General features: G+C 69.4%; 24 protein-coding genes. 11 read left to right on the top strand and 13 right to left on the bottom strand.

The genetic code is table 11. The features are described 5' to 3' along the window. Nucleotides 1-206 precede the first annotated feature (206 nt). Nucleotides 207-1,391: an NAD(P)-binding domain-containing protein gene (locus GV790_RS16740; protein WP_280212308.1), complete on the top strand. Its 1,185-nt coding sequence runs from the start codon at nt 207-209 to the stop codon at nt 1,389-1,391. Between the two features lie 24 nt (nt 1,392-1,415). On the opposite strand, the gene GV790_RS16735 is transcribed toward GV790_RS16740, so the two are convergent. Beyond that, nucleotides 1,416-2,300: an aldo/keto reductase gene (locus GV790_RS16735; RefSeq protein ID WP_163814307.1), complete on the bottom strand. Its 885-nt coding sequence runs from the start codon at nt 2,298-2,300 to the stop codon at nt 1,416-1,418. Nucleotides 2,301-2,370: 70 nt separating this feature from the next. Here GV790_RS16735 and GV790_RS16730 point away from each other — a divergent pair, with 70 nt between their 5' ends. Together GV790_RS16730 and GV790_RS16725 are read left to right on the top strand one after the other, a co-directional pair. Then, on the top strand, nt 2,371-2,646 hold the full coding sequence (locus GV790_RS16730) for a helix-turn-helix transcriptional regulator (RefSeq protein ID WP_163814272.1): 276 nt from the start codon (nt 2,371-2,373) through the stop codon (nt 2,644-2,646). Then, a complete protein-coding gene (locus tag GV790_RS16725; RefSeq protein WP_163814271.1) occupies nt 2,643-3,185 on the top strand; it encodes a hypothetical protein in 543 nt (180 codons plus the stop codon). Before GV790_RS16730 ends, GV790_RS16725 begins: the two co-directional genes overlap by 4 nt. A gap of 91 nt (nt 3,186-3,276) precedes the next feature. On the opposite strand, the gene GV790_RS16720 is transcribed toward GV790_RS16725, so the two are convergent. The 5 genes from GV790_RS16720 to GV790_RS16700 are packed head-to-tail and all read right to left on the bottom strand — an operon-like array spanning nt 3,277 to nt 9,960. After that, the gene (locus GV790_RS16720) at nt 3,277-4,884 is read right to left on the bottom strand and encodes a carboxyl transferase domain-containing protein (RefSeq protein ID WP_163814306.1); all 1,608 of its coding nucleotides are present in this window, start codon (nt 4,882-4,884) and stop codon (nt 3,277-3,279) included. Next, nucleotides 4,884-5,486: a GTP-binding protein gene (locus GV790_RS16715; protein ID WP_171048002.1), complete on the bottom strand. Its 603-nt coding sequence runs from the start codon at nt 5,484-5,486 to the stop codon at nt 4,884-4,886. The genes GV790_RS16720 and GV790_RS16715 overlap by 1 nt, the downstream gene beginning before the upstream one ends. Beyond that, nucleotides 5,467-5,841, bottom strand: a complete 375-nt coding sequence (locus tag GV790_RS16710) for a DUF742 domain-containing protein (protein ID WP_014981573.1) — start codon at nt 5,839-5,841, stop codon at nt 5,467-5,469. The genes GV790_RS16715 and GV790_RS16710 overlap by 20 nt, the downstream gene beginning before the upstream one ends. 7 nt (nt 5,842-5,848) lie before the next feature. After that, the gene (locus GV790_RS16705) at nt 5,849-6,268 is read right to left on the bottom strand and encodes a roadblock/LC7 domain-containing protein (protein WP_036533017.1); all 420 of its coding nucleotides are present in this window, start codon (nt 6,266-6,268) and stop codon (nt 5,849-5,851) included. After that, nucleotides 6,265-9,960, bottom strand: a complete 3,696-nt coding sequence (locus GV790_RS16700; RefSeq protein WP_218586427.1) for an ATP-binding protein — start codon at nt 9,958-9,960, stop codon at nt 6,265-6,267. Before GV790_RS16700 ends, GV790_RS16705 begins: the two co-directional genes overlap by 4 nt. Nucleotides 9,961-10,277: 317 nt before the next feature. Here GV790_RS16700 and GV790_RS16695 point away from each other — a divergent pair, with 317 nt between their 5' ends. The 4 genes from GV790_RS16695 (at nt 10,278) to GV790_RS16680 (ending at nt 15,088) form a co-directional block, all read left to right on the top strand. Beyond that, nucleotides 10,278-12,350, top strand: a complete 2,073-nt coding sequence (locus tag GV790_RS16695; RefSeq protein WP_163814270.1) for an AMP-binding protein — start codon at nt 10,278-10,280, stop codon at nt 12,348-12,350. 108 nt (nt 12,351-12,458) lie between these two features. Continuing rightward, a complete protein-coding gene (locus GV790_RS16690) occupies nt 12,459-12,845 on the top strand; it encodes a hemophore-related protein (protein ID WP_163814269.1) in 387 nt (128 codons plus the stop codon). 70 nt (nt 12,846-12,915) lie between these two features. Next, nucleotides 12,916-13,635, top strand: a complete 720-nt coding sequence (locus GV790_RS16685; RefSeq protein ID WP_138446159.1) for a response regulator transcription factor — start codon at nt 12,916-12,918, stop codon at nt 13,633-13,635. A 10-nt stretch (nt 13,636-13,645) separates the two neighbouring features. Next, complete coding sequence (locus tag GV790_RS16680) at nt 13,646-15,088, top strand: sensor histidine kinase (protein WP_375139401.1); 1,443 nt, start codon at nt 13,646-13,648, stop codon at nt 15,086-15,088. Between the two features lie 29 nt (nt 15,089-15,117). On the opposite strand, the gene GV790_RS16675 is transcribed toward GV790_RS16680, so the two are convergent. Continuing rightward, nucleotides 15,118-15,357: a DUF2530 domain-containing protein gene (locus tag GV790_RS16675; RefSeq protein WP_163814268.1), complete on the bottom strand. Its 240-nt coding sequence runs from the start codon at nt 15,355-15,357 to the stop codon at nt 15,118-15,120. Nucleotides 15,358-15,417: 60 nt separating this feature from the next. On the opposite strand from GV790_RS16675, the gene GV790_RS16670 reads away from it, so the two are divergent. Continuing rightward, nucleotides 15,418-15,855 (top strand): MarR family winged helix-turn-helix transcriptional regulator, encoded by a 438-nt coding sequence (locus tag GV790_RS16670; RefSeq protein WP_163814267.1) that lies wholly within the window; start codon nt 15,418-15,420, stop codon nt 15,853-15,855. An 8-nt stretch (nt 15,856-15,863) separates the two neighbouring features. On the opposite strand, the gene GV790_RS16665 is transcribed toward GV790_RS16670, so the two are convergent. Both GV790_RS16665 and GV790_RS16660 read right to left on the bottom strand, forming a co-directional pair. Then, nucleotides 15,864-16,280 carry a YccF domain-containing protein gene (locus GV790_RS16665; RefSeq protein WP_163814266.1) on the bottom strand — a complete coding sequence of 139 codons (417 nt, stop codon included), beginning with the start codon at nt 16,278-16,280 and terminating at the stop codon, nt 15,864-15,866. 65 nt (nt 16,281-16,345) lie between these two features. Beyond that, nucleotides 16,346-17,551, bottom strand: coding sequence for a GNAT family N-acetyltransferase (locus GV790_RS16660; protein WP_163814265.1), 1,206 nt, complete (start codon nt 17,549-17,551; stop codon nt 16,346-16,348). Nucleotides 17,552-17,645: 94 nt separating this feature from the next. Here GV790_RS16660 and GV790_RS16655 point away from each other — a divergent pair, with 94 nt between their 5' ends. Continuing rightward, nucleotides 17,646-18,449, top strand: coding sequence for a TrmH family RNA methyltransferase (locus tag GV790_RS16655; protein ID WP_163814264.1), 804 nt, complete (start codon nt 17,646-17,648; stop codon nt 18,447-18,449). After that, nucleotides 18,446-18,748 carry a DUF2537 domain-containing protein gene (locus GV790_RS16650; RefSeq protein WP_163814263.1) on the top strand — a complete coding sequence of 101 codons (303 nt, stop codon included), beginning with the start codon at nt 18,446-18,448 and terminating at the stop codon, nt 18,746-18,748. Before GV790_RS16655 ends, GV790_RS16650 begins: the two co-directional genes overlap by 4 nt. 40 nt (nt 18,749-18,788) lie before the next feature. On the opposite strand, the gene GV790_RS16645 is transcribed toward GV790_RS16650, so the two are convergent. Continuing rightward, entirely contained in the window at nt 18,789-19,568 is a 780-nt protein-coding gene (locus GV790_RS16645) for a helix-turn-helix domain-containing protein (RefSeq protein ID WP_163814262.1), read from the bottom strand. A gap of 102 nt (nt 19,569-19,670) precedes the next feature. Between GV790_RS16645 and GV790_RS16640 the strand changes: the two genes are divergently transcribed. Further along, on the top strand, nt 19,671-20,549 hold the full coding sequence (locus GV790_RS16640; RefSeq protein WP_163814261.1) for an alpha/beta fold hydrolase: 879 nt from the start codon (nt 19,671-19,673) through the stop codon (nt 20,547-20,549). A gap of 31 nt (nt 20,550-20,580) precedes the next feature. On the opposite strand, the gene GV790_RS16635 is transcribed toward GV790_RS16640, so the two are convergent. The 3 genes from GV790_RS16635 to serC form a co-directional block, all read right to left on the bottom strand. Then, on the bottom strand, nt 20,581-21,327 hold the full coding sequence (locus tag GV790_RS16635; protein WP_163814260.1) for a DUF6928 family protein: 747 nt from the start codon (nt 21,325-21,327) through the stop codon (nt 20,581-20,583). Nucleotides 21,328-21,515: 188 nt separating this feature from the next. Further along, on the bottom strand, nt 21,516-22,643 hold the full coding sequence (sepH, locus tag GV790_RS16630; RefSeq protein ID WP_163814259.1) for a septation protein SepH: 1,128 nt from the start codon (nt 22,641-22,643) through the stop codon (nt 21,516-21,518). Nucleotides 22,644-22,867: 224 nt separating this feature from the next. Then, entirely contained in the window at nt 22,868-23,992 is a 1,125-nt protein-coding gene (gene serC / locus GV790_RS16625; RefSeq protein ID WP_163814258.1) for a phosphoserine transaminase, read from the bottom strand. Between the last annotated feature and the right edge of the window lie 10 nt (nt 23,993-24,002).

Genomic DNA, 24,002 nt, shown 5'->3' with positions numbered 1-24,002 from the left:
CGACTGTTGAGTTCATGCTGCCACAGGAGCTGACACAGTCCGGTGCAGGCGCGAATGTGTGCGGTCACAGTCGGGGCGATCGACGTCTGCGGGCGCACGACTCGATCGTGGGCACCGGCGGCCGGCGTCGGCGGACCACCGGGTGCGTTTCGATCCGCGGATCGCGCGTGGCAGGACCGAGGGCGAGCATGCATACGATCGGAGCTGTGCTGTCCGATCAGACGACGTCCTCCGGCGAACGCGATGCCGACCCGCTCGCGGTCGATTACCCGATCTTGGTGATCGGTGCCGGGCAGGCCGGGTTATCCGCGGGATATCACCTGCGCAGGCGCGGGCTGGTCCCCGAACGCGATTTCCTGATCGTCGATCACGCACCGGGCCCCGGTGGCGCCTGGCAGTTCCGCTGGCCCTCGCTCACGCTGACCACGGTGAACCGGGTGCACGATCTGCCGGGGATGTCGTTCGCGGAAACCCTGCCCGACGGCTCGGAATCCGCGCCTGCCGCGACCGCCGTCCCGCATTACTACGAGCTCTACGAGAAGCGGTTCGATCTGCGGGTGCGACGGCAGGTGACGGTCAAGGTCGTCTGCGATCGCCGGCCGAGCGAAGTCGATCCACCGCACCCGGGTGCGGGCGATGGCGCCGATCGCGATGGTGTGCTCCATGTGGAAACCGATGCGGCGGGCACCATCCGGGTCCGAGGCCTGATCAATGGCACCGGCACCTGGGAGCATCCGTTCATCCCGCGTTACCCGGGGGCGGAAACCTTCGCCGGACGCCAACTACACACGCGCGACTATCAGTCGGCCGCGGAGTTCGCGGGCGAACACGTGGTCGTGGTGGGCGGCGGCATTTCCGCGGTGCAGTTGCTCGACGAGATCTCCCAGGTCACCACGACCACCTGGGTGACCCGCACGGAACCGAGGTTCCGGGAGACCCCGTTCTCCGAGGAGGACGGCAGGCGCGCGGTCGCCATCGTGGAAGACCGGGTGCGGCGCGGGTTACCACCCGGCTCGGTGGTGTCGGTAACCGGTCTGCCGCTCGACGACCGGCTGCGCGCCGCCAGGGCCCGCGGCGTGCTGCACCGGCAGCCGATGTTCGATCACATCGAGCCCGACGGTGTGCGCTGGGCCGACGGAACCTTCCAGCCCGCGCAGGTGATCCTGTGGGCGACCGGCTTCCGCAGCGCGCTCGACCATCTCGCGCCGCTGCGATTGCGCGGCCCCGGCGGCGGCATCACCATGACCGGACGGCTGGCCACGCAGGTCGCCGTCGATCCGCGTGTCCATCTCATCGGGTACGGGCCGTCGGCCAGCACCATCGGCGCCAATCGGGCCGGACGGGCGGCGGCGGTCGAGTTGACCACCTACCTGGGTATCGGCACCCGCTGAGGGGTCGCGACCGGGCGAGCGCGCCTAGTCCAGGCCGGCGGTAAACGTGGACGGGTCCGGGCCGACCCGGCCGCCGTCGTCGAGGGCGCTGATCGCCGCCATCTGCTCGCCGGACAGTTCGAAACCGAATACATCGAAGTTCGACACGATGCGCGAGGGCGTCACCGACTTCGGGATGACGATATTGCCCAGTTGCAGGTGCCAGCGAATGATCACCTGCGCCGGCGTGCGGTCGACCGCTGCGGCGATCTCGGTGATCACCTCGTTGTCGAGCAGCGTGCCCTGGCCGAGCGGGCTCCACGCCTCGGTCGCGATCGCCTGGTCGGCATGATATTTGCGCAGCTCACGCTGGGTGAGCCGGGGATGAAGCTCGATCTGGTTCACGGCGGGGATCTCGCCGGTCTCCCCGATCACCCGCTCCAGATCCGGGATCCGGAAGTTCGATACCCCGATCGAACGCACCCGGCCGTCGGCCTTGAGGGCCTTGAACGCCTTGAAGGTGTCGACGAAGCGATCCGCTGACGGCGCGGGCCAGTGGATGAGATACAGATCGAGATAGTCCAGGCCGAGCCGCTGCATGCTGGCGTCGAAGGCGCGCAGCGTGGAGTCGTAGCCCTGTTCGGAGTTCCACAGCTTGGTGGTCACATAGATCTCGTCACGGGGGATCCCGGACTGGCGGATGGCCCGGCCGGTGCCCTCCTCGTTGCCGTAGATCGCGGCGGTGTCGATGCTGCGGTACCCGGCTTCCAAGGCGGCCGTGACCACGGGAAACACATCGTCGGCCGGAACTTGGAACACCCCGAACCCGAGCTGCGGGATCACGTTCCCGTCGTTCAGCACGATCGAGGGAATGGCGCAGGTCTCGCTTCTGAAGGTCACGGATTCGACGTTAGAAGCGCCGGGGCCCATGGTCAACGAGCAGCCGGTACGTGTTGACATCGACTTGACGAACTGTTGGGTTTTTACAACACTATGTTGTGTGAGCCCAGTAAGAAGAGGGGAAACCCTCCCGATCTACAACCGGATCGCGGTGCTGCGCGCCGAGCATCAAATGAGCCGGGCCGCGCTGGCCGAGGCGGTGAACGTCAACGTGCAGACCATCGGTGCGCTCGAACGTGGCGACCACTATCCGAGCCTCGACCTGGCCCTGCGCATCTGCGATGTGTTCGAGCTGCCCGTCGAAGCCGTGTTCTCGCGCACCGAGTTCGGCCCGCTGTCGGCCGAGCTCTACCCCCGGACGAAAGGACAGTCATGACCAACGCCACCGCCGGTCTGCTCGACCGCTACCAGGAATATCGGGTCCGACGCTGGCTGGTCCAGGAGGAACGGACCGCCGGGATGCTGCCGGGTTGGCGCACGCAACGACGGCGGCGCGTGCTCGTCGTCGTCGTGATGGTGACATTGCTCGTGCTCGCGGTGGCAGGTCTGCTGTGCGCGTTCGGCGTCGACTCGGCCGCGCTGGCCACCCTGCCCGCCGCCGTGGTGTTCATGGTCGCCTGGGTGATGCTGCGTATCGCCTCCAATCGGCAAGACCACGCGCCCGAAGAGGTGCTCGACGAACTGGAGATCGCCGAGCGGAACAAGGCGCACTCGGCGGGCCTGTCGCTCACCCAGATGCTCACCCTGCCGCCGCTGATGTTCCTCATCTTCTCCGGCGCGCTCCTCCCCGAGGCCGACGCCTTCCGCACCGCCTACGCCGGCGGGGTCATGATGCTCGCGGCGCTGCTCGCGGGTGGTTGCGCACCGGCGATGATCCTCGGCTGGAACCGGCCCGACCCCGAACCCGAGGGCTGAGCCGGATGCCGAGCCTCGGCCGGACACCGCGACAGCGAGTGCGCCGGCCGGAGCTGCGGCGGTCGTGCGGCCGGGGAGCTACGGCCGGGGCTCAATCCGCTTGCGGGAGACCGAGGCGGCGATAGCGCAGGTGCCGGGCGGCCCGCAGGTCGTGCAGCGGCATCGCGCGTAGACCGGCCAACTCCGCGCCGATGGCGGCGACCATGCGACGGGCGAACTCGATGGGTTCGTCTGCCGCATCGGGCTTTTCGGCGACGATGCGGTCGACGATCCCGGCAGCTCGCAGATCGGCGGCCCGGATGCCCTGCGAACGGGCGAGTTCCGGAGCGTGCTCGGTATCGCGGTGCACGATCGCGCTCGCACCTTCCGGCGGCAGCGGGGCGAGCCAGCCGTGCGTCGCGGCGAGCACCCGGTCGGCGGGCAGCAGGGCCAGCGCGCCACCGCCGGTGCCCTGGCCGAGCAGCACCGAGATGGTCGGAGTATCCAGCGTGACGAGATCGGCGATGCAGCGCGCGATTTCCGGCGCGAGCCCGCGCTCTTCCGCCTCCTTCGACAGGGCCGCGCCGACCGTGTCGATCACCAGCACCAGCGGCACCCGCAATTCCTGAGCCAGCTGCATGCTGCGCCGCGCCTCCCGCAATGCGGCCGGCCCCATGGTGTTCTCCCCCACCTGCCCCGCCCGGTCGTGACCGAACACCACACAGGGGTGCCCACGGAAGCGCGCCAATGCCAGCACGACGGTCCGGTCGGTTTCGCCCTGGCCGGTGCCGCTGAGCGGAACCCGTTGCGTCACATGGCGTAGCAACTCACGCAACCCCGGACGATCCGGGCGCCGGGAGCTCAGCACCGACTGCCAGGCCGGATTCGTCTCCGCGGCCTCCGTACTCGACCCCTGGCCGGCCGCCGTCGGTTCGGTTGCCCTACCGATCAGTGAACCGGTGGCCGGAAATGGCGGTGCCGCATCGGGATCCGCTACTCCACTCAGCACACTCAATGCGCGATGGGCGATGCGCCGGAAGACCGAAAGCCCCACCACCCCGTCGATCACGCCGTGCCGGTACAGATTCTCCGCCGTCTGCACACCGCTCGGGAACGGCCGGTCGTAGAGCGCCTGATACACCCTCGGCCCGAGGAAACCGATCATCGCGCCGGGCTGGGCGAAGGTCATGTGACCGAGCGATCCCCACGAGGCGAACACACCGCCCATGGTGGGATCACGTAGATACACCAGATAGGGATACCCGGCCGATTTGTGCGCGGCGACGGCACCGGCGATCTTGACCATCTGCACGAAAGCGACGGTGCCCTCTTGCATCCGGGTGCCGCCGGAGGTCGGCGAGGCGATCAGCGGCAGGCCGAGTTCGGTCGCCCGTTCGACCGCGGTGACGATGCGTTCGGCCGCCGCCACACCGATCGAACCCGCGAGAAAGCCGAACTCGCAGGCGATCACGGCCACGCGGCGGCCGCGCAACAAGCCCTCACCGGTGCGCACCGATTCATCGGTACCGGCCCGTTCCGCCGCGGCGCGCAACTCGTCGCGGTAGCGCTCGGACATGCCCACCGATAGCGGCGGCTGGTCCCAGCTGCGGAACGTGCCCGCATCGAGCAGCGCCTCGAGTAGTTCGGCGGCGCAGATCCTCCCCGATCCCGCGCCGTCGCCTACCGTCGCACCGCTGCGTCGCTGCCCGCCGGCGCCGATCAATAGCCCTGCATCACCTTGCGCAGCGCGTACTCGGTGAGCGCCACCAGCGCCTGCTTGGCCGGTTCGCGGCGGCGGGCGTCGATGGACATGATCGGCACATCACCGGAGACGGCCAGCGCCTGCCTGATGTCCTCGATCGGGTATCGCGGCGCGTCGTCGAATTCGTTGAGCGCCACCAGGAACGGCAGGTTGCGCGCTTCGAAATAGTCGACGGCGGCGAAGCTGTCCTCCAGCCTGCGGGTGTCGACCAGCACCACGGCGCCGATGGCGCCGCGGATCAGGTCGTCCCACATGAACCAGAACCGGTACTGGCCCGGCGTACCGAACAGGTACAGCACCAGGTCGTCCGCGAGGCTGATCCGGCCGAAGTCCATCGCCACCGTGGTGGTCGATTTCATCGGAATGCCGGTCAGGTTATCGATTCCGGCACTCGCGTTGGTGACCAACGCTTCGGTGCGCAGCGGAACGATCTCCGAGACGGCGCCGACCAATGTCGTTTTACCCACACCGAAACCACCCGCGACCACGATCTTGGCCGAAGTCGGCTTGGCGGTACGGGTATCGACCTGCGCCGTCGAATCAAATACGCCGGAGTCCACTGAGAACCCTTTCGATCAGCTCGCGACGTTCATCGTCGCTGGAGTCGTCTTTCAATGTGGCCGAAACGCGAACATGCCCCGCTTCGATGAGATCTGCCACGAGCACACGCGCCACCCCGATGGGTATACCCAATCGAGCCGCAACTTCAGCCACAGACGGCGATTCTCTGCACAACTCCACGATGGACGTTTCGATGTTGGTCAGTTCGAACTGCCGCTCGAGGGCGACCGGATGCGATGCGACGAGGGCCTCCAGCGCGAGCTCGACCGCGGGCCGGGTTCGACCCGCGGTCAGCGAATACGGGCGGACGAGGCTGGGCTCGGCGCTCCCCACACGATGATCTTCTATGTCCATCCCACCATCAGGAACCCATCGTGACGCGTGGAGTGGCCTGAACTGTCTGGCCAACACGCTCGACCAACAACGCCATCTCGTAGCCGACCTGACCGATATCACACGAGGTGTTGGTCAGGACCGCGAGATACGAACCGTCGCCGACAGCCATCAGCAGTAGGTAGCCGTGTTCCATCTCGACCACCGACTGCAGCACCGTGCCGCCTTCGAACAGGTTCGACACACCCACCGACAGGCTCGCGAGCCCGGCGGTGACGGCCGATAGCTGTTCGGCACGATCGACCGGCAGCTGCGCGCTCGCGGCCATCAGCAGACCGTCGGCCGAGACCAGCACGGCATGGGCTACGCCAGGAACCTCGTTGGCGAAGTTCGAAACCAGCCAATCCAGCTGACGGTTCGTACCACTACCACCTAGATCGGGGTTCATCGGTCTCCTTTGTCTCCGGTTAGGTTCATTGCCTTCATTGCGCGGCCATCCCGGACGCCCTGCTGGTGACGACTCAAGCTGGACCGAATCGATTCGGGATCGCGTCTCGGTGCCCGATCCACGGCGCCGCTGACGGCGCCGGGCACGAGACGTCCGCCCGGATTACGTTGCGGCAGACCGGCTGCCGTGGTGGCTGTGGGCTTGGCTTCGCTCGCCCGCTGGGCTGCCTGCCAGCCTTCGTCACCGGGTGATTCGAAGGAGGCGGCGGTCTGGGATCGGTCCGAGTTCGGGTCCGCGAGCCAGGCCGACATCATCTCGGCGAAGATCGGCGTTCCGCCCATGACCGAGCCGCTCTCCTCGGCCGGCTGCAACCGGGTCTGGAAGAACGATGCGGTCCGCTCGGGGTTGGCGCGGTAGCTGTGCCTGCCCCGATCGCGACCGTTGTCGCCGGAACCGTTGGCATCCCCGTTCGCGGGACGACCGGCGCTGTCGCGCTGCGGCAGGCCGACGCCCGGCGCGTTCTCCACCCGCTGCGGCAGGCCGGTGCTACCCGGCTGACGCTGCGGCAGGCCGCCGGGGCCGGCCGAACGCGACGGCAGGTCGGTCTGACGCTGCGGAAGTTCGGTGGACGGGCGCTGCGGTAGATCCATCTGACGCTGGGGTAGCTCCGTGTGACGCTGGGTGACCTCCGGGCGACGCGGCGGCAGGCCCGGCTGCGCGCTGCCGTTGGCCGGAGCACCCGCGGCCGGGATCTCCCCGGACTGCGCCGCCGCGGGCTGACGCTGCGGCAAGCCGCCCGGCCCGGACTGACCGGGCGCACGCTGCGGCAGACCACCCGGGCCCGTCTCACGCTGCGCGGGACCGTTCTGGCCGGGCGCACGCTGGGGCAGACCGGTCGAACCAGCATCGCGCTGCGGGAGTCCACCGGCGGCGGGCTCACGCTGGGGCACACCGCTCGGGCCCGCCTCACGCTGCGGCAGCCCACCGGCCGACGGCTCACGCTGCGGCAAACCACCCGGGCCCGCCTCACGCTGCGGCAGTCCACCAGCCGACGGCTCACGCTGCGGCAAACCGCCCGCCGACGGCTCACGCTGCGGCACACCACCCGGGCCCGCCTCACGCTGCGGCAGACCACCGAGACCCGCCTCACGCGAGGCCAATCCGCTCTGCCCCGGCTCACGCTGCGGCAAGCCACCCGGCCCGGCCTGCCCGGGCTGACGCTGCGGCAGACCACCGGGACCACGCTGCGGCAGAGCACCGCCCGCACCCGGCTGAGCTGCCGGACCGGCCTCACGTTGCGGGAGACCGCCGGTGGGTTGCGGCACACCATTGGATCCGGGCTGACGCTGCGGCAGACCGGTGTTCGGATCGCGCGGCGGCGGGGTGGCGGCGGGCCGCTCGGCCTGCGGGCCGCCCGGCCGCGGAGGCACGGGACCGCCGGGCACGACATTGCGCTTGGGCAGGGCCGCCGCGGCGAGCTTGCCGCGCTGCGGGCCGGTGCCCTGCTGACCCGGCGCCGGGCGCAGGGTGGCACCGGACTGCTCGGCCTCACCACGCAGGCCCGAGGCCATCGCCGAGCCGGGCTGACGCTGCGGCAGTCCGCCGCCCGGGGTGGCGGGCGCACCGGCCGCGGCCGCACGCTCCTCGGCACCGGCCGGGATCGGACCGCTCACGCCGGGATCGACGGTGACCATCACGTTGCCGCCGGGAGTGCGGCTGACCGAGCGCATCTGCATCGACGACGGAGCCGACGGCCGCTGCGGACCCGCGGCCGGAGCCGGCGACGGCTGCGGAACCAGCGGACCCGAGCCGCTCTTGTCGAGGACGATCAGGCCGACCGGAACGTGCACGGTCACCGTGACGCCGGGATCGCGCGCGGTGTCGAAGGTCGGGCGCAGCCGCACGGTGAGCCCGTGCCGCTCGGCCAGGCGGCCGACGACGAACAGACCCATGTGGCGGGCGGTGTCGGGGCCGGGCTCGGCGGTGGTCTCCAGCCTGCGGTTGATCTCGGCCATCTCCGTAGGCGGCATACCGATACCGCGGTCGGCGACCTCGATGAGCAGGCCCTGATCGTGCGCCTGGGCGAAGGTGAACTTCACATCGGTTTCCGGCGGCGAGGCCCGCAGCGCGTTGTCGAGCAGCTCGGCGAACAGATGCGCGAGGTCGGAGGCGGCCGGTTCCTTCAGCGAACCGCGCGGGGTGGCGCCCAGCTTGACCCGCTCGTAGTCCTCGACCTCGGAGATCGCGGCGCGCAGCACGTCGGCGATCTCGACCGGCGCGGACTTGGCCCTGCGCTGTTTGGTGCCGGCCAGAATCAGCAGGTTGTCGCCGTTTCGGCGCATGCGCGCAGCGAGATGGTCCAGCCGGAAGAGGTTCTCCAGCAGGCGCGGGTCCTTCTCGTCGTACTCCATCGCTTCGATCAGCGTGAGCTGGTGATCGACCAGCGACTTGGAGCGGCGAGCCAGGGTCTCGAACATGTCGTTGACCTGGGTACGCATCTGCGCCTGATCACTGGCCAGGCGCAGCGCCTGGCCGTGGATGTCGTCGACGGCGCGGGCCAGCTGACCGATCTCCTCCTCGGAGCGGATCGGCATCGGCTCCAGCGGCACTTCCTCCGGCGAGGCGCCGTTACGCAGCTGGGCGACCTCGTGCGGCAGGTCGCTCTCGGCGACGCGCAGCGCGGCCAGGCGCAGCCGGTGCAGCGGCACGATCATCGACCGCGCCACGAACACCGCGAGCAACAGCGCGGCGAGGATGGTCAGCAGCACCACGACGCTGTACATGATGGCGTCGGCGCGGGCGTTGTCGGCCAGGTCGCGCACGCCGCCGACGATGTCGTCGGTGGCCATCGCGACCAGCGCCTCGGTGGTATCGAGGCTGGAAAGGATCGACTGGCGGGCCTCACCGAGCGGCAGCTGTCCGGCTTGCGCCTCCGGGCCCTGGATCATCGCCGCGCGGGTCTCGACACCCGTGCGCAGGTCGTTGATATTGCGGTCCTCGGGCGGGAATCGCTGGGCCAGCAGGTTCAGCAGTGCGCGCTCGGTGTTGTTGGCGACCAGATAGGTCTGCAGACCGGTCTCCCGATCGCGCAGGTAGTCGGCGACGCCGACGATCTCGCCGACCATGGACGCGCGGGTGTTGAGCGAGTCGACCAGGCGCAGTTTGGCCGCGTCGATCACCGGGTCGCTGACCTGCGCCACGATCTGTTCCACCGAGCGCACACCGTTGCCGCGATAGCGGTCGATCTCCACGGCGGCCTCGGCGGGCGACAGCGGCGTCGGGGTGAGCCCCTGCGCGCGCACCTGCTTGGCCTGACCGATCATCTCTTCCAGCGGCTGCTGCGCACTCGGCAGATCGGCGAGTTCACCGATCGCGCCTTCAGCGGCGGCGATCGCCTTGTCCAGATCGACCAGGTTCTCCTCGGTGACCAGCGATCGGCCACCGATATTGATGACCTGCGAACCCGCGACGGTCGACGTCGCGGCACTCAGGCCGGTGACAACCGGAATGACCTCGACGTTGTCGGCGGCGGAGGCCAGCCGATTGGCCTCGCTCCACTCGGACGAAATCTTGGACACGCCGAGTCCGACCGCGACCGCCAGCGGTACGGCGAGGACCGCCGTAACCTTCCAGCGCAGGTCCCAGTTGCTGAGCGCCCAGCGCTTTCTGCCGGACCTAGCGGCGTCACGCATCTCCCACTCACTTTCCAAACTGGCCCCAGCCACGCGCCATCAGCGGAACCTCCACAATCGCATGCTGGCTCGACAGACAGTGCTGGCCGAGATCTGCGGCTGGCCGAGAAATTGCGTCTACGACGGACCGAATAAGTGACATCAGATTCTAACGGATCAATAACTTCTTGGTTGACCCCGCATCGGCACTCGCCCAGTGACCAGCCCGTTCCAGGCAAAACCAAAGGTCGCGGCACCCACCCGGGCGTCGCGTGAAGTCTGCCACAATCGTGCTGATCTATCGAGGCGGGCATCGAAGCGAGGCTAGGGAGCACGGGTTGAACGCGAGGAACGAGTACCGACCGGTCTATCAGACCAGCCTCGTCGATCCCGCCGAGTTCTGGGCCCATGCTGCCACCGCCGTCGACTGGGAGGTACCCCCTGAGCAGGTGATCGACACCACGGCCAAGCCCGCGGCCCGGTGGTTCCCCGACGCCACCCTCAACACCTCGTTCAACGCGCTCGACCGGCACGTGCGTGAACTGCCGGAAGGTTCCGAGGGCACCGGCGGCCGCGCCGACCAACCCGCCCTTATATACGACTCGGCTATGACTGGCAACAGGGGGGTATACACCTACGCCGAGCTGTTGACCGAAGTGTCACGGTTCGCCGGCGCGATGTCACGACTCGGTGTCACCAGGGGCGACCGCGTCGTGATCTATCTGCCGATGATTCCCGAGGCCGTGATCGCCATGCTGGCCTGCGCGCGGATCGGGGCGGTGCATTCGGTGGTCTTCGGTGGGTTCGCCGCGCCCGAACTGGCCGCCCGGATCGACGACGCCGAGCCGGTGCTCATCGTCACCGCCTCCGGTGGACTGGAGCCGGGCCGGCGCATCGAGTACCCGCCGATCGTCATGCAGGCGCTCGACCTGGCCCGGACCACGGCGCCGCGCAACGTCATCGTCAAACAGCGCGCCGCCTTCCCGACGATCCCGTTCCCGGCACCGCAGCCCGCCACCGAATCGCTGCCGAGTTCGGCCGAGACCGTGGCCGCGCGCTGGATGGACTGGGACGAGGCGGTGCGCGATGCGCCGCTCGCCGAACCGGTGACCGTCGCGGCGACCGATCCGCTCTACATTCTCTACACCTCCGGCACCACCGGCCGCCCCAAGGGCGTGGTCCGCGACAACGGCGGGCACGCGGTGGCGCTGTGCTGGTCGATGCGCAATATCTACGACGTCGGCCCCGGCCAGGTGATGTGGGCGGCCTCCGATGTGGGCTGGGTGGTCGGCCACTCCTATATCGTCTACGCCCCGCTGCTGGTCGGCGCCACCACGCTGCTGTACGAGGGCAAGCCGATCGGCACCCCGGACGCCGGCGCCTACTGGCGGGTGGTCGCCGAATACGGGGTGCACGTGCTGTTCACCGCGCCGACCGCGTTGCGCGCCATCCGCCGCGCCGATCCCGACGCCACGCTGGCCCACAGCTACGACCTGTCCTCGCTGCGGGCGCTATTCTGCGCAGGCGAGCGGCTCGACCCGACGACCTACGAGTGGGCCGTCGACACCCTGCTCGCCGAGCGGCCGGACTGCCCGGTGGTCGACCACTGGTGGCAGACCGAAACCGGCTGGCCCATCTGCGCCAACCCACTGGGGCTGCAACAGTTGCCGATCAAGCCGGGCTCGGCGTCGGTGCCGGTGCCGGGTTATCGGCTGCGCGTCCTGGACTCCAACGGCAATCCGGTGGCGGCCAACGTCGAGGGCAATATCGTCATCGGCCTGCCGTTGCCGCCGGGTGCGCTCAGCGGACTGTGGCGCGACGACGAGCGGTACAAGCGCTCCTACCTCTCGGCCTATCCCGGCCACTACCTCACCGGCGACTCCGGCTATTTCGACGACGACGGCTATCTGTTCGTGCTCGGCCGCAGCGACGATGTGATCAATATGGCCGGGCATCGGCTGTCGGCGGGCAGCATCGAAGCCGCGATCGCCGGACACGAAGCGGTGGCCGAATGCGCGGTGATCGGCCTGCCCGATGAACTCAAGGGGCAGCGGCCGATCGCGTATGTGGTGCTCAAGACCGGCGTCGAGGTGGACAAGGAGCAGCTGCGCGAGGAATTGATCCAGCGGGTGCGCGAACAGATCGGCGCTATCGCCACCCTGCACGACGCGGTGGTGGTGGCCGGGCTGCCGAAGACCCGCTCGGGCAAGATCCTGCGCAAGACCATCCGCCAGATCACCGCGGGTGAGGAATACGAGGTGCCGTCCACCATCGAGGATCCGGCCGTGCTGGTGGCGCTGGAGGATCAGATTCTGGCCGCCCAGCCCGAACTGTTCACCAGCCGCCAGGGCAATAAGGACGGCAACGGCAACGGCGAAGTCGTGCCGGATTCGAATCCCGTCGCCCCGTAACGGATCTGCCTCGGCTCCTCAGAGTTTTCACAGGAACGGTTCACACGGATGCCAGCCCGGGACAATACGGTCGAGGCGTCCGTCACCGATCTTGTAGGAGGCAGCAATATGAAACGTTTTCGTGGCAGGGCCACCGTCGCGGCACTCACCGTGGCCGGGGCCGCCACCGTGACCGCCTTCCTCAGCCCCGCGGTCGCCTCCGCGGGCCCGATGGAGCTGGCGGCGCCGCTGCTGGAATCGGAGTGTTCGTTCGCCCAGGTCGACGCCGCCCTGCACGATCAGGCGCCGCAGCTGGCCGCGATGCTGGACGCCAACCCCGAGGTCAAGGCGGAACTGCAGGCCAAGTTCGAACAGCCGGTCGAGCAGCGCCGCGCCGAACTCCAGCGCTACCTCGACGAGAACCCCGAGGCCGCCCAGCAGGCCGAGAACGATCCGCGCGCCGCGGGCCTGAGCCAGACCATTCAGAAGGTCGCCGACACCTGCAAGAACTACTGAGCGCAGCGGTGCTCACGCCGACCGGCCCGGTGAGCGTCGTGACCGGGCCGCACCGGGAAACGACGGCAGAATGAACGACGTGAGCGCCGATCGCACGACAAACCCGACCGTCCTCGTCGTCGATGACGACGAGGACGTGCTCGCCTCGGTGGAGCGCGGGCTGCGCCTGTCCGGCTTCCAGGTCCTGGTGGCCCGCGACGGTGGCGCGGCCCTGCGCGCCGTCAACGAGCACTCCCCCGACGCCATCGTGCTCGATATGAACATGCCGGTGCTCGACGGCGCCGGTGTGGTGACCGCGCTGCGCGCCATGGGCAACGAGGTGCCGATCTGTGTGCTCAGCGCCCGCAGTTCGGTGGACGACCGGATCGCCGGACTGGAATCGGGCGCCGACGACTACCTGGTGAAGCCGTTCGTGCTGGCCGAATTGGTGGCGCGGATCAAGGCGCTGCTGCGCCGCCGCACCGACACCCCCGCCGCGTCCACCCCGGGCGCGGTCACCGTCGGGCCGCTGGAAGTGGATGTCGCCGGGTACCGGGCTCTGCTGCACGGCCGCGAAATAGACCTCACCAAGCGGGAATTCGAGCTGCTGTCCACGCTGGCCCGCAATGCCGGTGTGGTGCTGAGCCGCGAGCGGCTGCTCGAACTGGTGTGGGGGTACGACTTCGCCGCCGACACCAATGTGGTGGACGTGTTCGTCGGATATCTGCGGCGCAAGCTCGAAGTGGAAGGGACACCGCGGTTGTTGCACACCATTCGCGGTGTCGGTTTCGTGCTGCGGGCGCCGAAATGAGCGGGCGGTTGTGAGCGCCGCGGACACGCCCGGCTCCTCGGATGCGGCCGCGCGGCCGGTCGGCGCAGGCCCGCCCGATCGACGGGCCGCCGCTGCCGGATCGCGCCGGCGGCGGTCCTACTCATTGCGCACCAGGGTCGCGGGCGCGGCGGCAGCCGGTGCGATCCTCATCATCACGATCCTCAGCGTCATCACCTTGCAGGCGATCGAGCGCGTCAATGTCGAGCAGACCGATCAACAGCTCACGCTCGCATCCCGTTTGGTGCTGATCGACCCGGTGATCGCGGTCGGACTGGTCAATCTCATCGGCCCGAACGAGAACCTGGCGCTCACCGTCCGCGACAACGGCGAGCTCACCGCCACCACCGCGATCGAACTGCCCGACCTGCCGACGGGATCGCACACCGTCACCGTGGACGGCGCGTCGTATCGGGTGCTCACCACCACCGAGAACCAGCAGGCCGGACGGACCGTCTCACTGGGCATCCCGAACGCCGACGCCGCCCGCGCCACCGCGCAGCAGCAGCGGTGGGTGCTGGCAGGCGGGCTGGTGGCCATCGCGGCCGCGGCCGGGCTCGGCTGGCTGTTCGGCGGGCGCGCGGTGCGGCCCATCGTCGATCTCACCCGTCAGGTGGGGGCGCGCAGCGGCTACCGCGATCCCGAGCATCCGCCGCAACCGGTGGACGGTTCCGGTGTGCTCGAAGCCGAGCAACTCGCCGATGCCGTCAACACGATGCTCTCGCGGGTCGATCAGGCGCAGGGCGAAACCGCCGCGGCCCTGGAGACCGCCCGCGATTTCGCCGCCGTCTCCGCGCACGAACTGCGCACCCCGCTCACCGCCATGCGCACCGACCTCGAGGTGTTGCGCACCCTCGACCTGGACGAGACTCAGCGCGCCGAAATCCTCGACGACCTGCATCGCAGCCAAGGCCGGGTGGAAGCGACGCTGTCGGCGCTGGAACGGCTGGCCTCCGGCGACCTCACTCACGAACGCGACCACGTCGATACCGATGTCGGCGATCTGTGCGATCAGGCCGCGCACGACGCGATGCGCCACTTCCCCGGTCTCACCGTTCGCATCGACACCGGCGCCGAGCTCGTCACCCGCGGCCTGCCGGCGGGCCTGCGCCTGGCCGTGGACAATGCGCTGGCCAACTCCGTCAAACACGGCGGCGCCACCGAGGCCCTGGTCTCCGCGCATCGCGCACCCAACGGCCACATCATCGTCTCCATCGACGACAACGGCCGGGGCATCCCGGTCCAGGAACGTCAGGCCGTGTTCGACCGCTTCTACCGGGGCACCCAGGCCACCAAGGGCGGTTCGGGGCTCGGGTTGGCGCTGGTCGCGCAACAGGCCCAATTGCACGGCGGGCAGGCGTATTTCGACGACGGCACACTCGGCGGAGTGCGGTTGGTGCTGGATCTGCCGGCACGACCGGCGCGCACCGGCTAGCCCACACCCGATGTCCGCGGGCAGCGGGCTCAGAGCCCGGTCTGCGCGCCCTTGTCGCCGCGGCGGGCGCCCCGGCGCTGGATGACGAAGATCGTGTATCCGAGCAACCCGACCGCTAGTCCCATCAGGCAGACCGGACGCGCGGTCTCCCAACGGTCTCCGCTCGCCCAGACCACGAGCGTGGCCAGCGCCCACAGCGCGCAGCCGACCGCGAGGACCGGCCGTGGGTCGGTGAGTCGAGGCGGAATCTGCGGCACCTGCTGGGTCACAGGGCTCAGCCTAGGCGAACATGCGTGAACTCCGGGCACGGTCCCGTATCGTGCTCAACTGTGACAACGCCATCGGATGTTCGAGAGCTCGCGGGTGAGCTGTCGCTGGCGGTCGTGCGTTTGACGCGGCATCTGCGCGGGCGACGGACCGATTCGCAGATCTCGCTGACCCAACTGTCGGTGCTGGCCACCCTGCACCGCGACGGCGCCATGACCCCGGGTGCGCTCGCGGCGCGCGAACGGGTGCAGCCGCCGTCGATGACCAGGGTCATCGCCTCGCTCACCGATCTCGGCCTGGTGGCGCGCGAACCGCATCCCACCGACGGCAGGCAGATCATCGTGTCGCTGTCACCGGCGGGCCGTGCGCTGATCGCCGATGAGGCAAGTGCCCGCGAAGCCTGGATGACCGACCAGCTGTCCACCCTCACGCCGGACCAGCTCGATGTGCTGGCGCGGGCGGTCACCATCATGAAGCAGATCGTCGCCGAATCCGAATAACGCAGCACTCAGGACGAGTAGCGGTAGTTCGGGGCGAACGCCTGGTCCGAATCGACGATGTCCTTGCCGAGCGGGAACAGCGCCAGCGGAATCAGCTTGAGGTTGGCCCAGCCGAACGGGATTCCGATGATCGAGACGAACAGCGGAATGCTGGTGAGCAGATGACCGAGCGCCAGCCACCAGCCCGCGACCACGAACCAGATGATGTTGCCGATCAGCGATCCCGCGCCTGCGCCCGGCTTGTCCACGGTGGTGCGGCCGAACGGCCACAGCACGTAGGCGGCGTTGCGGAGCGCGGCGATGCCGAACGGGATGGTGATGATCAGGATGAAGCAGATCACCGCGGCCAGCAGGTAACCGAGCGCCATCCAGAACCCGGCCAGGATCAGCCAGAGGATATTGAGCACGAGCCGGACCACCTGCATGACTCCAGCATGCCAGGACCGGCCCGGATCGCGCATCCGATCGGGCCGGCCGATGGCTGCGGCGGTCAGAAGAACCAGCCGATTTCGGCGTCGCGATCGGTGGCGAAGGCCTGTTCCAGCGCACGCACCAGCCCGGAGTTCTTGGCCCGCAACCGGTTCGCCGCGGCGAAGGCGCGCGGTGAGTGTGCGCCGAGGTACATGCTGCCGAGCACGTCGATGCCCAGTTCCAGATCCGCGTCGCGATCGGTCGGCGCACATTCGGCCAGGCCGTCGCGGACCCGCAGCGCGAAGGTGCCGCCCGCCGCGCGGAACGGGTCGTGTACCGAGAGCACCACGTCCAGGTCGGAGGCGTAGGCGCGGGCCGAGAGCGCGGCCGGAATATCCATGAGCCGCAACCAGAGTCCGTCGTAGCGGCCGGTGGTGCGGACCCGACGCGGATCGGTGAGCAGGTAGGGCAGCGGATCGTCGTCGGTGACCACGGCCTCGATCCGGTCGATCAGATCGAGGCCGAGCAGCGCGCGCCACAGCGCCGCGTGCGCCTCGGTGGTCACCGCGCGCAGTTCGACCACCTCGGCCACCGAGCCGTCGGTGCCGTGCCGGTAGCGGTAGAGCGCGTAGCCGTCGGGATGCAGCAGGGCGAACAGGTCGGTGCCGCCGCCGCGGAACCGTTCGGGATCGACGAAACGGATCGCCCAGGCCGCCTCGGGGCGGACCTGAGCGCCGGGAACGAGCCTGCGCCAGCGGTCGTAGACGGCCTTGACGCGCTCCTGCGCGGCGGACAGCGGGACCAGCTCGACCCCACCCGGATCGGGGACCATCGGCAGGAACGCCGCGCCCCGCCGGTCCACCCGGATGCTCTTCTCGACCACGGTCGGCCCGTAACCGAAGCGGCCGTAGATGCCGCCCTCGCTGGCGGTGAACATGGTCAGTGGCAGCCCGGCGGCCTCGGTGCGGCGATGCTGCTCGGTGTACATCGCGCGCAGGATGCCGCGGCGCCGATGCGTCGGCGCCACCGCGACCCCCGCGATTCCGGTGACGTCCACCGCGCGGCCGCCGGGGACGGTGAGGGTCATCGTGGTGGACTGGGTGTGCCCGACGACCCGGCCACCGACCTCGGCGACCAGGGCCTGTTCCGGCGGGAAGATGCGCGGGATCTGTTCGTTCTCCACAGCCGAGGTCCTGGTGGCGAAGCAGACCTCGAGCAGCAGCAGGATCGCGGCGCCGTCGGCCGGACGTGCCGAGCGGATGACGATGTCGTCGTGGATGGCCATGCCTCGAACGATGGCACCGCCGTGCCGGATGCGCACCCGATTTTCCGTCGGGCCGCCTCCGCCGCGGCGGCCGGGGATTGGCAGGATGTCGGCTGTGGCGGTGGTTGTGGATATCGACGACGTGGACGATCCACGGGTCGACGACTTCCGGGATCTGAAGTCGGTCGATCGCAGGCCCGACCGTCCCGGTGGCAAGGGTCTGGTGATCGCCGAGGGCACCGTGGTGGTGCGGCGGATGCTGGATTCGCCGTTCCGGCCGCACGCGCTGCTGGGCACCGGCAAGCGGCTGGCGGAACTGGCCGAGGATCTCGCCGACGTCGACGCGCCCTACTACCGCGCCACGGCCGAGGTCATGGCCGAGGTGGTCGGCTTCCATCTCAATCGCGGTGTGCTCGCCGTCGCGCATCGATTGCCCGAACGCACCCTGGACGAGGTGCTGGCCGGTGCGCGCACGGTCGCCGTGCTCGAGGGCGTCAACGATCACGAGAACCTCGGCTCGATGTTCCGCAATGCCGCCGGTCTCGGCGCCGACGCGATCCTGTTCGGTGAGCGCTGCGCCGATCCGCTGTATCGGCGGGCGGTCCGGGTGTCGATGGGGCATGTGCTGCGGGTCCCGTTCGCGCGGGTGCCGGACTGGCCCGGCGGCCTGGACCTGCTGCGCCGCGAAGGTTTTCAGATCATCGCGTTGACCCCCGACCCGGCGGCGGTGAACCTGGCGACGGCCATGACCGGCGATCGAGTGGCGCTGCTGCTCGGCGCCGAGGGCCCAGGGTTGACCGAAGCGGCCATGGCGGCCACCGACCTTCGCGCCCGCATCCCGATGAGCCCCGGCACCGATTCGCTGAATGTGGCGACCGCGGCCGCGATGGCGTTCTATGAACGGGTGAGGACGACATGAGCGATCTGTCGAGCAACCGCTACGACCCGTACCACGACTGCCAGGATCCCACCCCGTGGGCGGCGGGCATCACGGTGACGGTGCTGGTCGCGGTGCTGACGACGGTCGCGGTCTACGCCTTCGGCGCGGCGCTGGCCGAGGTGCATCCGCTGTTGTCGGTGGGGGTGAACGTGGTCGCGGTCGGTGGTGTGGCGCCGACGGCGTGGCGCTGGCGTAGCGCGCCGGTCACCCGCTGGGTGCTCGCGGGTGGGGCCATCGGGGTGCTGGTGGCCTGGCTCGGGTTGCTGCTCGGCGTCTGAGAGCCGGGCGGTTGGTGAAGGCCGAGCGGATGAGGGCGCGTCAGTCGGCGTCGTCGATGATGCGCACCTCGCTGCCGACGCCGAGGAAGGCGGTCGGCGTCAGCCCGAACATCGCACGGAACACGTCGCTGAAATGCGACGGCGAGGCGAAACCCGCATCGGCCGCGGCCCTGGTCAGATCGTGGCCCGCGGCATAGGCGCGGCCCACCCGCAGCATCCTGGCCCACTGCACGTAGCGGCGGAAGCTGGTGCCGGTCTGCTCGGCGAACGTGCGCAGGAAATGTGAGGTGGACAGTCCGGCGAGACCGGCACTTTCCGCGGCGCGGTGGGGCCGGGCCGGGTCGGCGCGGATCGCTGCGGCGATGGCGGCGATCCGCGGATCACGCACCGCGGGCACCGGAATGCTCGCCAGCTCGAGCAGCTGTTCCACCTCGGGCTCGGGGTCGTCGCACAGCGCGATGATGTCGGCCTCGCACACCTGGTCGGCCGAATAGTCGCCGATCGAACGCGTCATCCCACCCAGGCATCGCGCCATCCGCGCCGAAGTCGGATCGAAGAAGCAGAACAACATTCGCCCCCGGCTCTCGACCAGATGGTGCGTCACCCTGGCCCGGAACAGGAAGCTGCGCGCGGTGATATCGGGCCCGTCCGCGACCCGCACCCGGAACGGCGCGTCCACCCCGACACCCAGCGAGGCGATGGCGGTGGAATGCGCGGCCAGCCCCAGGCTCGGCCCGAGGTAGACCGCATGCCCCGGCCGGATCCACAGCTTCGCGGTGGCGGTATCGGAGCACGTTTCCGGAAGTGCCGACCGTGTCATGGGCGCGACGATACCGGGACGACGATGCGCACGGCGGCACCTCAGCCGGCACCGAACCCGCGGCAGCACCGCCGGGACCAGCGACGACGAGCAGGAGGCGGGATGACCACCGACCGAACCGAACCGGTAACGAACCCAACGGCGATCGCGCTCCGCGACATCACCGTGGACGGCGCCCGCCTGCACTACGCCGAGGCCGGCACCGGAGATCCGCTGGTCTTGCTGCACGGCTGGCCGGAAAACCACCTCGCCTGGGAACACCAGCTCGAACCGCTGTCGCGGCTGCGCCGGGTGATCGCGCCGGACTGGTTCGGCTGGGGCGAATCCACCCGTGGTCCGGGGTGGAACTGCGACTACGACAGCGAGGTCGACCGGATCGCCCGGATGCTGGACGCGCTGGGCCTGGACCGCGTCGATTTCGCCTGCCACGACTACGGCGGCTTCCTCGGGCTCGGTTTCGTGCAGCGTCATCCCGACCGGGTCCGCCGTTTCGCCATTCTCAACTCCCGCGCGCAGGGCACCTTCACCCCGGCGTTCTACCTACTGTTCGGGCTGTTCACGGTGGCCGCGCGGCACCGGCTGCTGCGGCCACTGCTCACCACCGCGCCGATCTACTGGGTGCACCGCCTCGGGATGCACGGCTACCTGCGCAACGGCACCTTCGACACCGAGCGGCTCGACCACTACCTGGCCATGCTGCGCACCCCGCGGGGCCGGCGCGAGTACGCGCATTTCTGGGCGGGATACGAAGTGCGGGACCGCCCGGAACTCGCGATCGGGCTGGCCGAGATCACCTGCCCGACCACGATCATCTGGGGTACTCGCGAACCCGCCATACCGTCGGCCACCGCCGAACAACTCGCCCGCGATATCGACGGTGCCGAACTGGTGCGCATCGACGCCGATCATTTCCTGATGGAGCAGCGCCCGGCCGAGGTGACCGACGCATTGCGGCGTTGGTTGCGGCGGCCGGCCCCCTGACTCGGCTCGTTCACCCCGCCCTCGGCGCGGCTCAGCCGACCGGATCGCCGCGGCGCAACCACGACAGCAGCCCGCGCCGCGGCTTCCCGTTCGCGATATGCGGCCGGCCGTCGCCGTCGAGCGCCGCCGGATCGGGCGCCTGCCCCTTCGGGTACAGCGTGAACCCGCACACCGAGATGTCCCCGGGCAGCAGCGCGCCCTCGGCGGCCGGTGCGCGGTAATGGAACCCGAGCCATTCGTGGTTGGCGGCATCGGCGAAATCGGGCGGGTCGAACGGCAGGGTCTGTGGGTCGGGCATGTCGCCCACCTGCAACCGCACCGGATGCTCACCCGCCCAGTACGGACGCTCCCACACCAGCGGCAGGCCTTCGTCTTCCAGGATGTGCACACGATTGGCGCTGAACGCGCGCCGGAATTCACCACGCTCCCAATGCGCGAACGAACCCCAGCGATGCCCGGTATCGAACGCGATGAGATAGGTGTGCTCGGAGGCCAGCGGCCGGATCAGCGGCGTGGGCAACGCGGTCGGCCGCACCCGCGCCACCTGCGGCGAACACACCACGGTCACACCGGGATAGCAGCCGATGTACACCTCGTCGGCATCGGGACCGGCGCAGCCGCCGAGTGTGCCCACCATGATCGGCACCACGTCGTGGTCGGGATGCAGCTGCTCGGCCAGCGCACGCGCGGCCTCGGGGTCGGAATCGTGATCCTCGCGCAGCACCGCCTGTGGATCTGGTGCGTCGACGTACCAGAGCGACGAAGCCTTGGACAGCATTTTCGGCACCTCCCGAGTTGCACGAAAAGAGCTCCGCGAACTTCGGGCAATGCCCGGTGCGTCGAACGCGTTCCCGGCACCGCCCGCGCCGACCGAGGCCGACGACACACCGAAAAATCTACCTGCACCGGCCGCGTCATACCGCGGCTTCGCCGGTTATGACATTCGCCTACCTGCGCCGACGCGGCTCAGTGACCGGAGCTGCGGACCCCGAGCAGCACGTCTTCCCACGACGGCATCGGCGCCTTGCCGCGCTTGGTGCGGGCGGGCTTGGCGGCCTTGGCCGGAGCGGGCTTGGCATCGGTGGCGGCTTCGCCTGCCTCCGGCTCGGCCGATTCGGTTGCCGCCGCCGGCACCTCGACGGTGCTCGCGGCCGCGCGCTCCGCGACCGGCTCGACCCGGGCGGTGGTTTCGGCCGTGACCTCGGCGTCGGCGCGCGCCGCAGGCTCGGCATCGACCCGGCCGCCGGCGGCAGGTGCCTTAGGACCGGTCGCGGCCGCACCGGTGGCCGAACCACCGGCCGCCGGAATCGAACCCGTGGTCGACGCCGCGGCGGGCAGGGCGGTGGTGCCGCCGGCGGCGACGGCCCGCTGCCCGTAGTACTCCTCCAGCACGGGCTGATTCTGCGGCAGCGCGGCACTTTCGCGCGGCTGCCGCGGCTCGGCGGGCGGCTCGACCGGGGCCGGGGCCTGCGGCTCCTCCGGCAGGATCGTCGCGAGCCCGCGCAGCGCGCGCCCGAAATCGGGATCGATCAGATCGGCGGCGGGATCATCGAGCGGGGAAACGGTGCCACCGTGCGCATCCGGCTGGTAACGCCAATGCGCGGCGATCTCCGAACGCCCGTTCTGCCACTGCAGCTGGGCGACCCAGAATCCCTTCTCGTCTTTCCAGGCATCCCATTCGGCGTTTTCCAGGGTGTGCCCGCGCGCGGTGAACGCGGCGGTGACGACGTCGATGAGGATTTCGACCGCGGGACCGTCGGGCCGCACCGGATGCGCCTTCTGCGCCAGTTCCGCGGCGCGTGCGCGCTCGAGCAGCACCGGGTAGGCGAAACGTTCGACACGGCTGGCCGGCATGCCGGATTCTTCGGTGACCTGGGCTACGGAGGCACCGGCGCGGATACGGGCCTGGATATCGCGTGGTCGCATAGTCGCTTCCATTTCGATCTCGATCTGGCCGAATCGGGCAAGGTCTCCGCGGGCAGCGGCACGCAGTTTGTCATCGGCGGGAAGCCGGAATTTCTGGCCGCTTTCGGTGTCCACACAGACGATATGGGCGGAATCGGGCGTCACGCCGATCACTCGAAGTTCACGCACCGTTACCTCCTTATCGCGTCGGCTCGCGACACCGCCCACGTTCTGGAACAGTAGTGCACTTCTGTAAATCCCGCCGCAAGACACGCGGCATCGAAATCTACCCCTAGCGCACCGCGCACGGCTAATCTGCTCTATTCCGTTGCGAACCAAGCAGTTTCCCCCGCTTGACAAAAAGAGAACCCGCCACGCGTTCGGCGCGGCGGGTTCTCGCTGGTCTCAGGTGGTCAGCTCAGCTTTTCCACGACCCAGTCGACGGCCTTGGTCAGCTGGGTGACGTCGTCGGGATCGATGGCCGGGAACATGCCGATCCGCAGCTGGTTACGGCCGAGCTTGCGGTAGGGCTCGGTGTCGACGATGCCGTTGGCGCGCAGCACCTTGGCGACCGCGGCGGCGTCCACCGAATCGGCGAAATCAATGGTGCCGACGACCTGCGAACGGTGCGCGGGATCGGTGACGTACGGGGTGGCGTATTCGCTCGATTCGGCCCACGAGTACAGCCGCGAGGACGAATCCAGGGTCCGCTTGACCGCCCAATCCAGGCCGCCGTTGCCGTTGAGCCATTCGATCTGGTCGGCGAACAGCAGCAGGGTGGCCAGCGCCGGGGTGTTGTAGGTCTGGTCCTTGGTGCTGTTGTCGATGGCGATCGGCAGCGACAGGAAGTCCGGGGTCCAGCGACCCGAGGACTTGATCTCCTCGACGCGGGCCAGTGCGGCCGGGCTCATCAGCGCGACCCACAGGCCACCGTCGGCGGCGAAGCACTTCTGCGGGGCGAAGTAGTAGACGTCGGCGTCGGTGATGGTGACCGGAAGGCCGCCGGCGCCGGAGGTGGCGTCGATGGCGATGAGCGCGTTCTCCGAACCGGCCGGACGCTGCACCGGGATGGACACACCGGTGGAGGTCTCGTTGTGGGCCCAGCCGATCAGGTCGGCCGAGGGGTCGGCGACCGGTTCCGGCGCGCTGCCCGGCTCGGCCGAGACCACGATCGGATCGCCGATGAAGGGGTTGTTCTTGGCCACCGAGGCGAACTTCGAGCTGAACTCACCGTTGGTCAGGTGCAGCGAACGCTCGCGGATCAGGCCGAAGGCCGCCGCGTCCCAGAACGCGGTGGTGCCGCCGTTGCCGAGCACGACCTCGTAGCCGTCGGGCAGCGAGAACAGCTCGCGCAGACCCGAGCGCACCCGCGCCACCACATCCTTGACCGGCTTCTGCCGATGCGAGGTACCGAACACCGAGGCGCCCACCTCGACCAGGGACCGCAGCTGCTCCGGTCGCACCTTGGAGGGGCCGCAACCGAAACGTCCGTCGGCAGGCTTGAGGTCGTCGGGAATGGTCGGGAACGCACTGGTCATGGCGAACAGC

The sequence above is a fragment of the Nocardia cyriacigeorgica genome (assembly GCF_010858045.1).
In the GTDB taxonomy this organism is placed as follows: Bacteria; Actinomycetota; Actinomycetes; order Mycobacteriales; family Mycobacteriaceae; genus Nocardia; species Nocardia cyriacigeorgica_E.
This window is presented reverse-complemented; position numbering and strand designations above follow the sequence as displayed.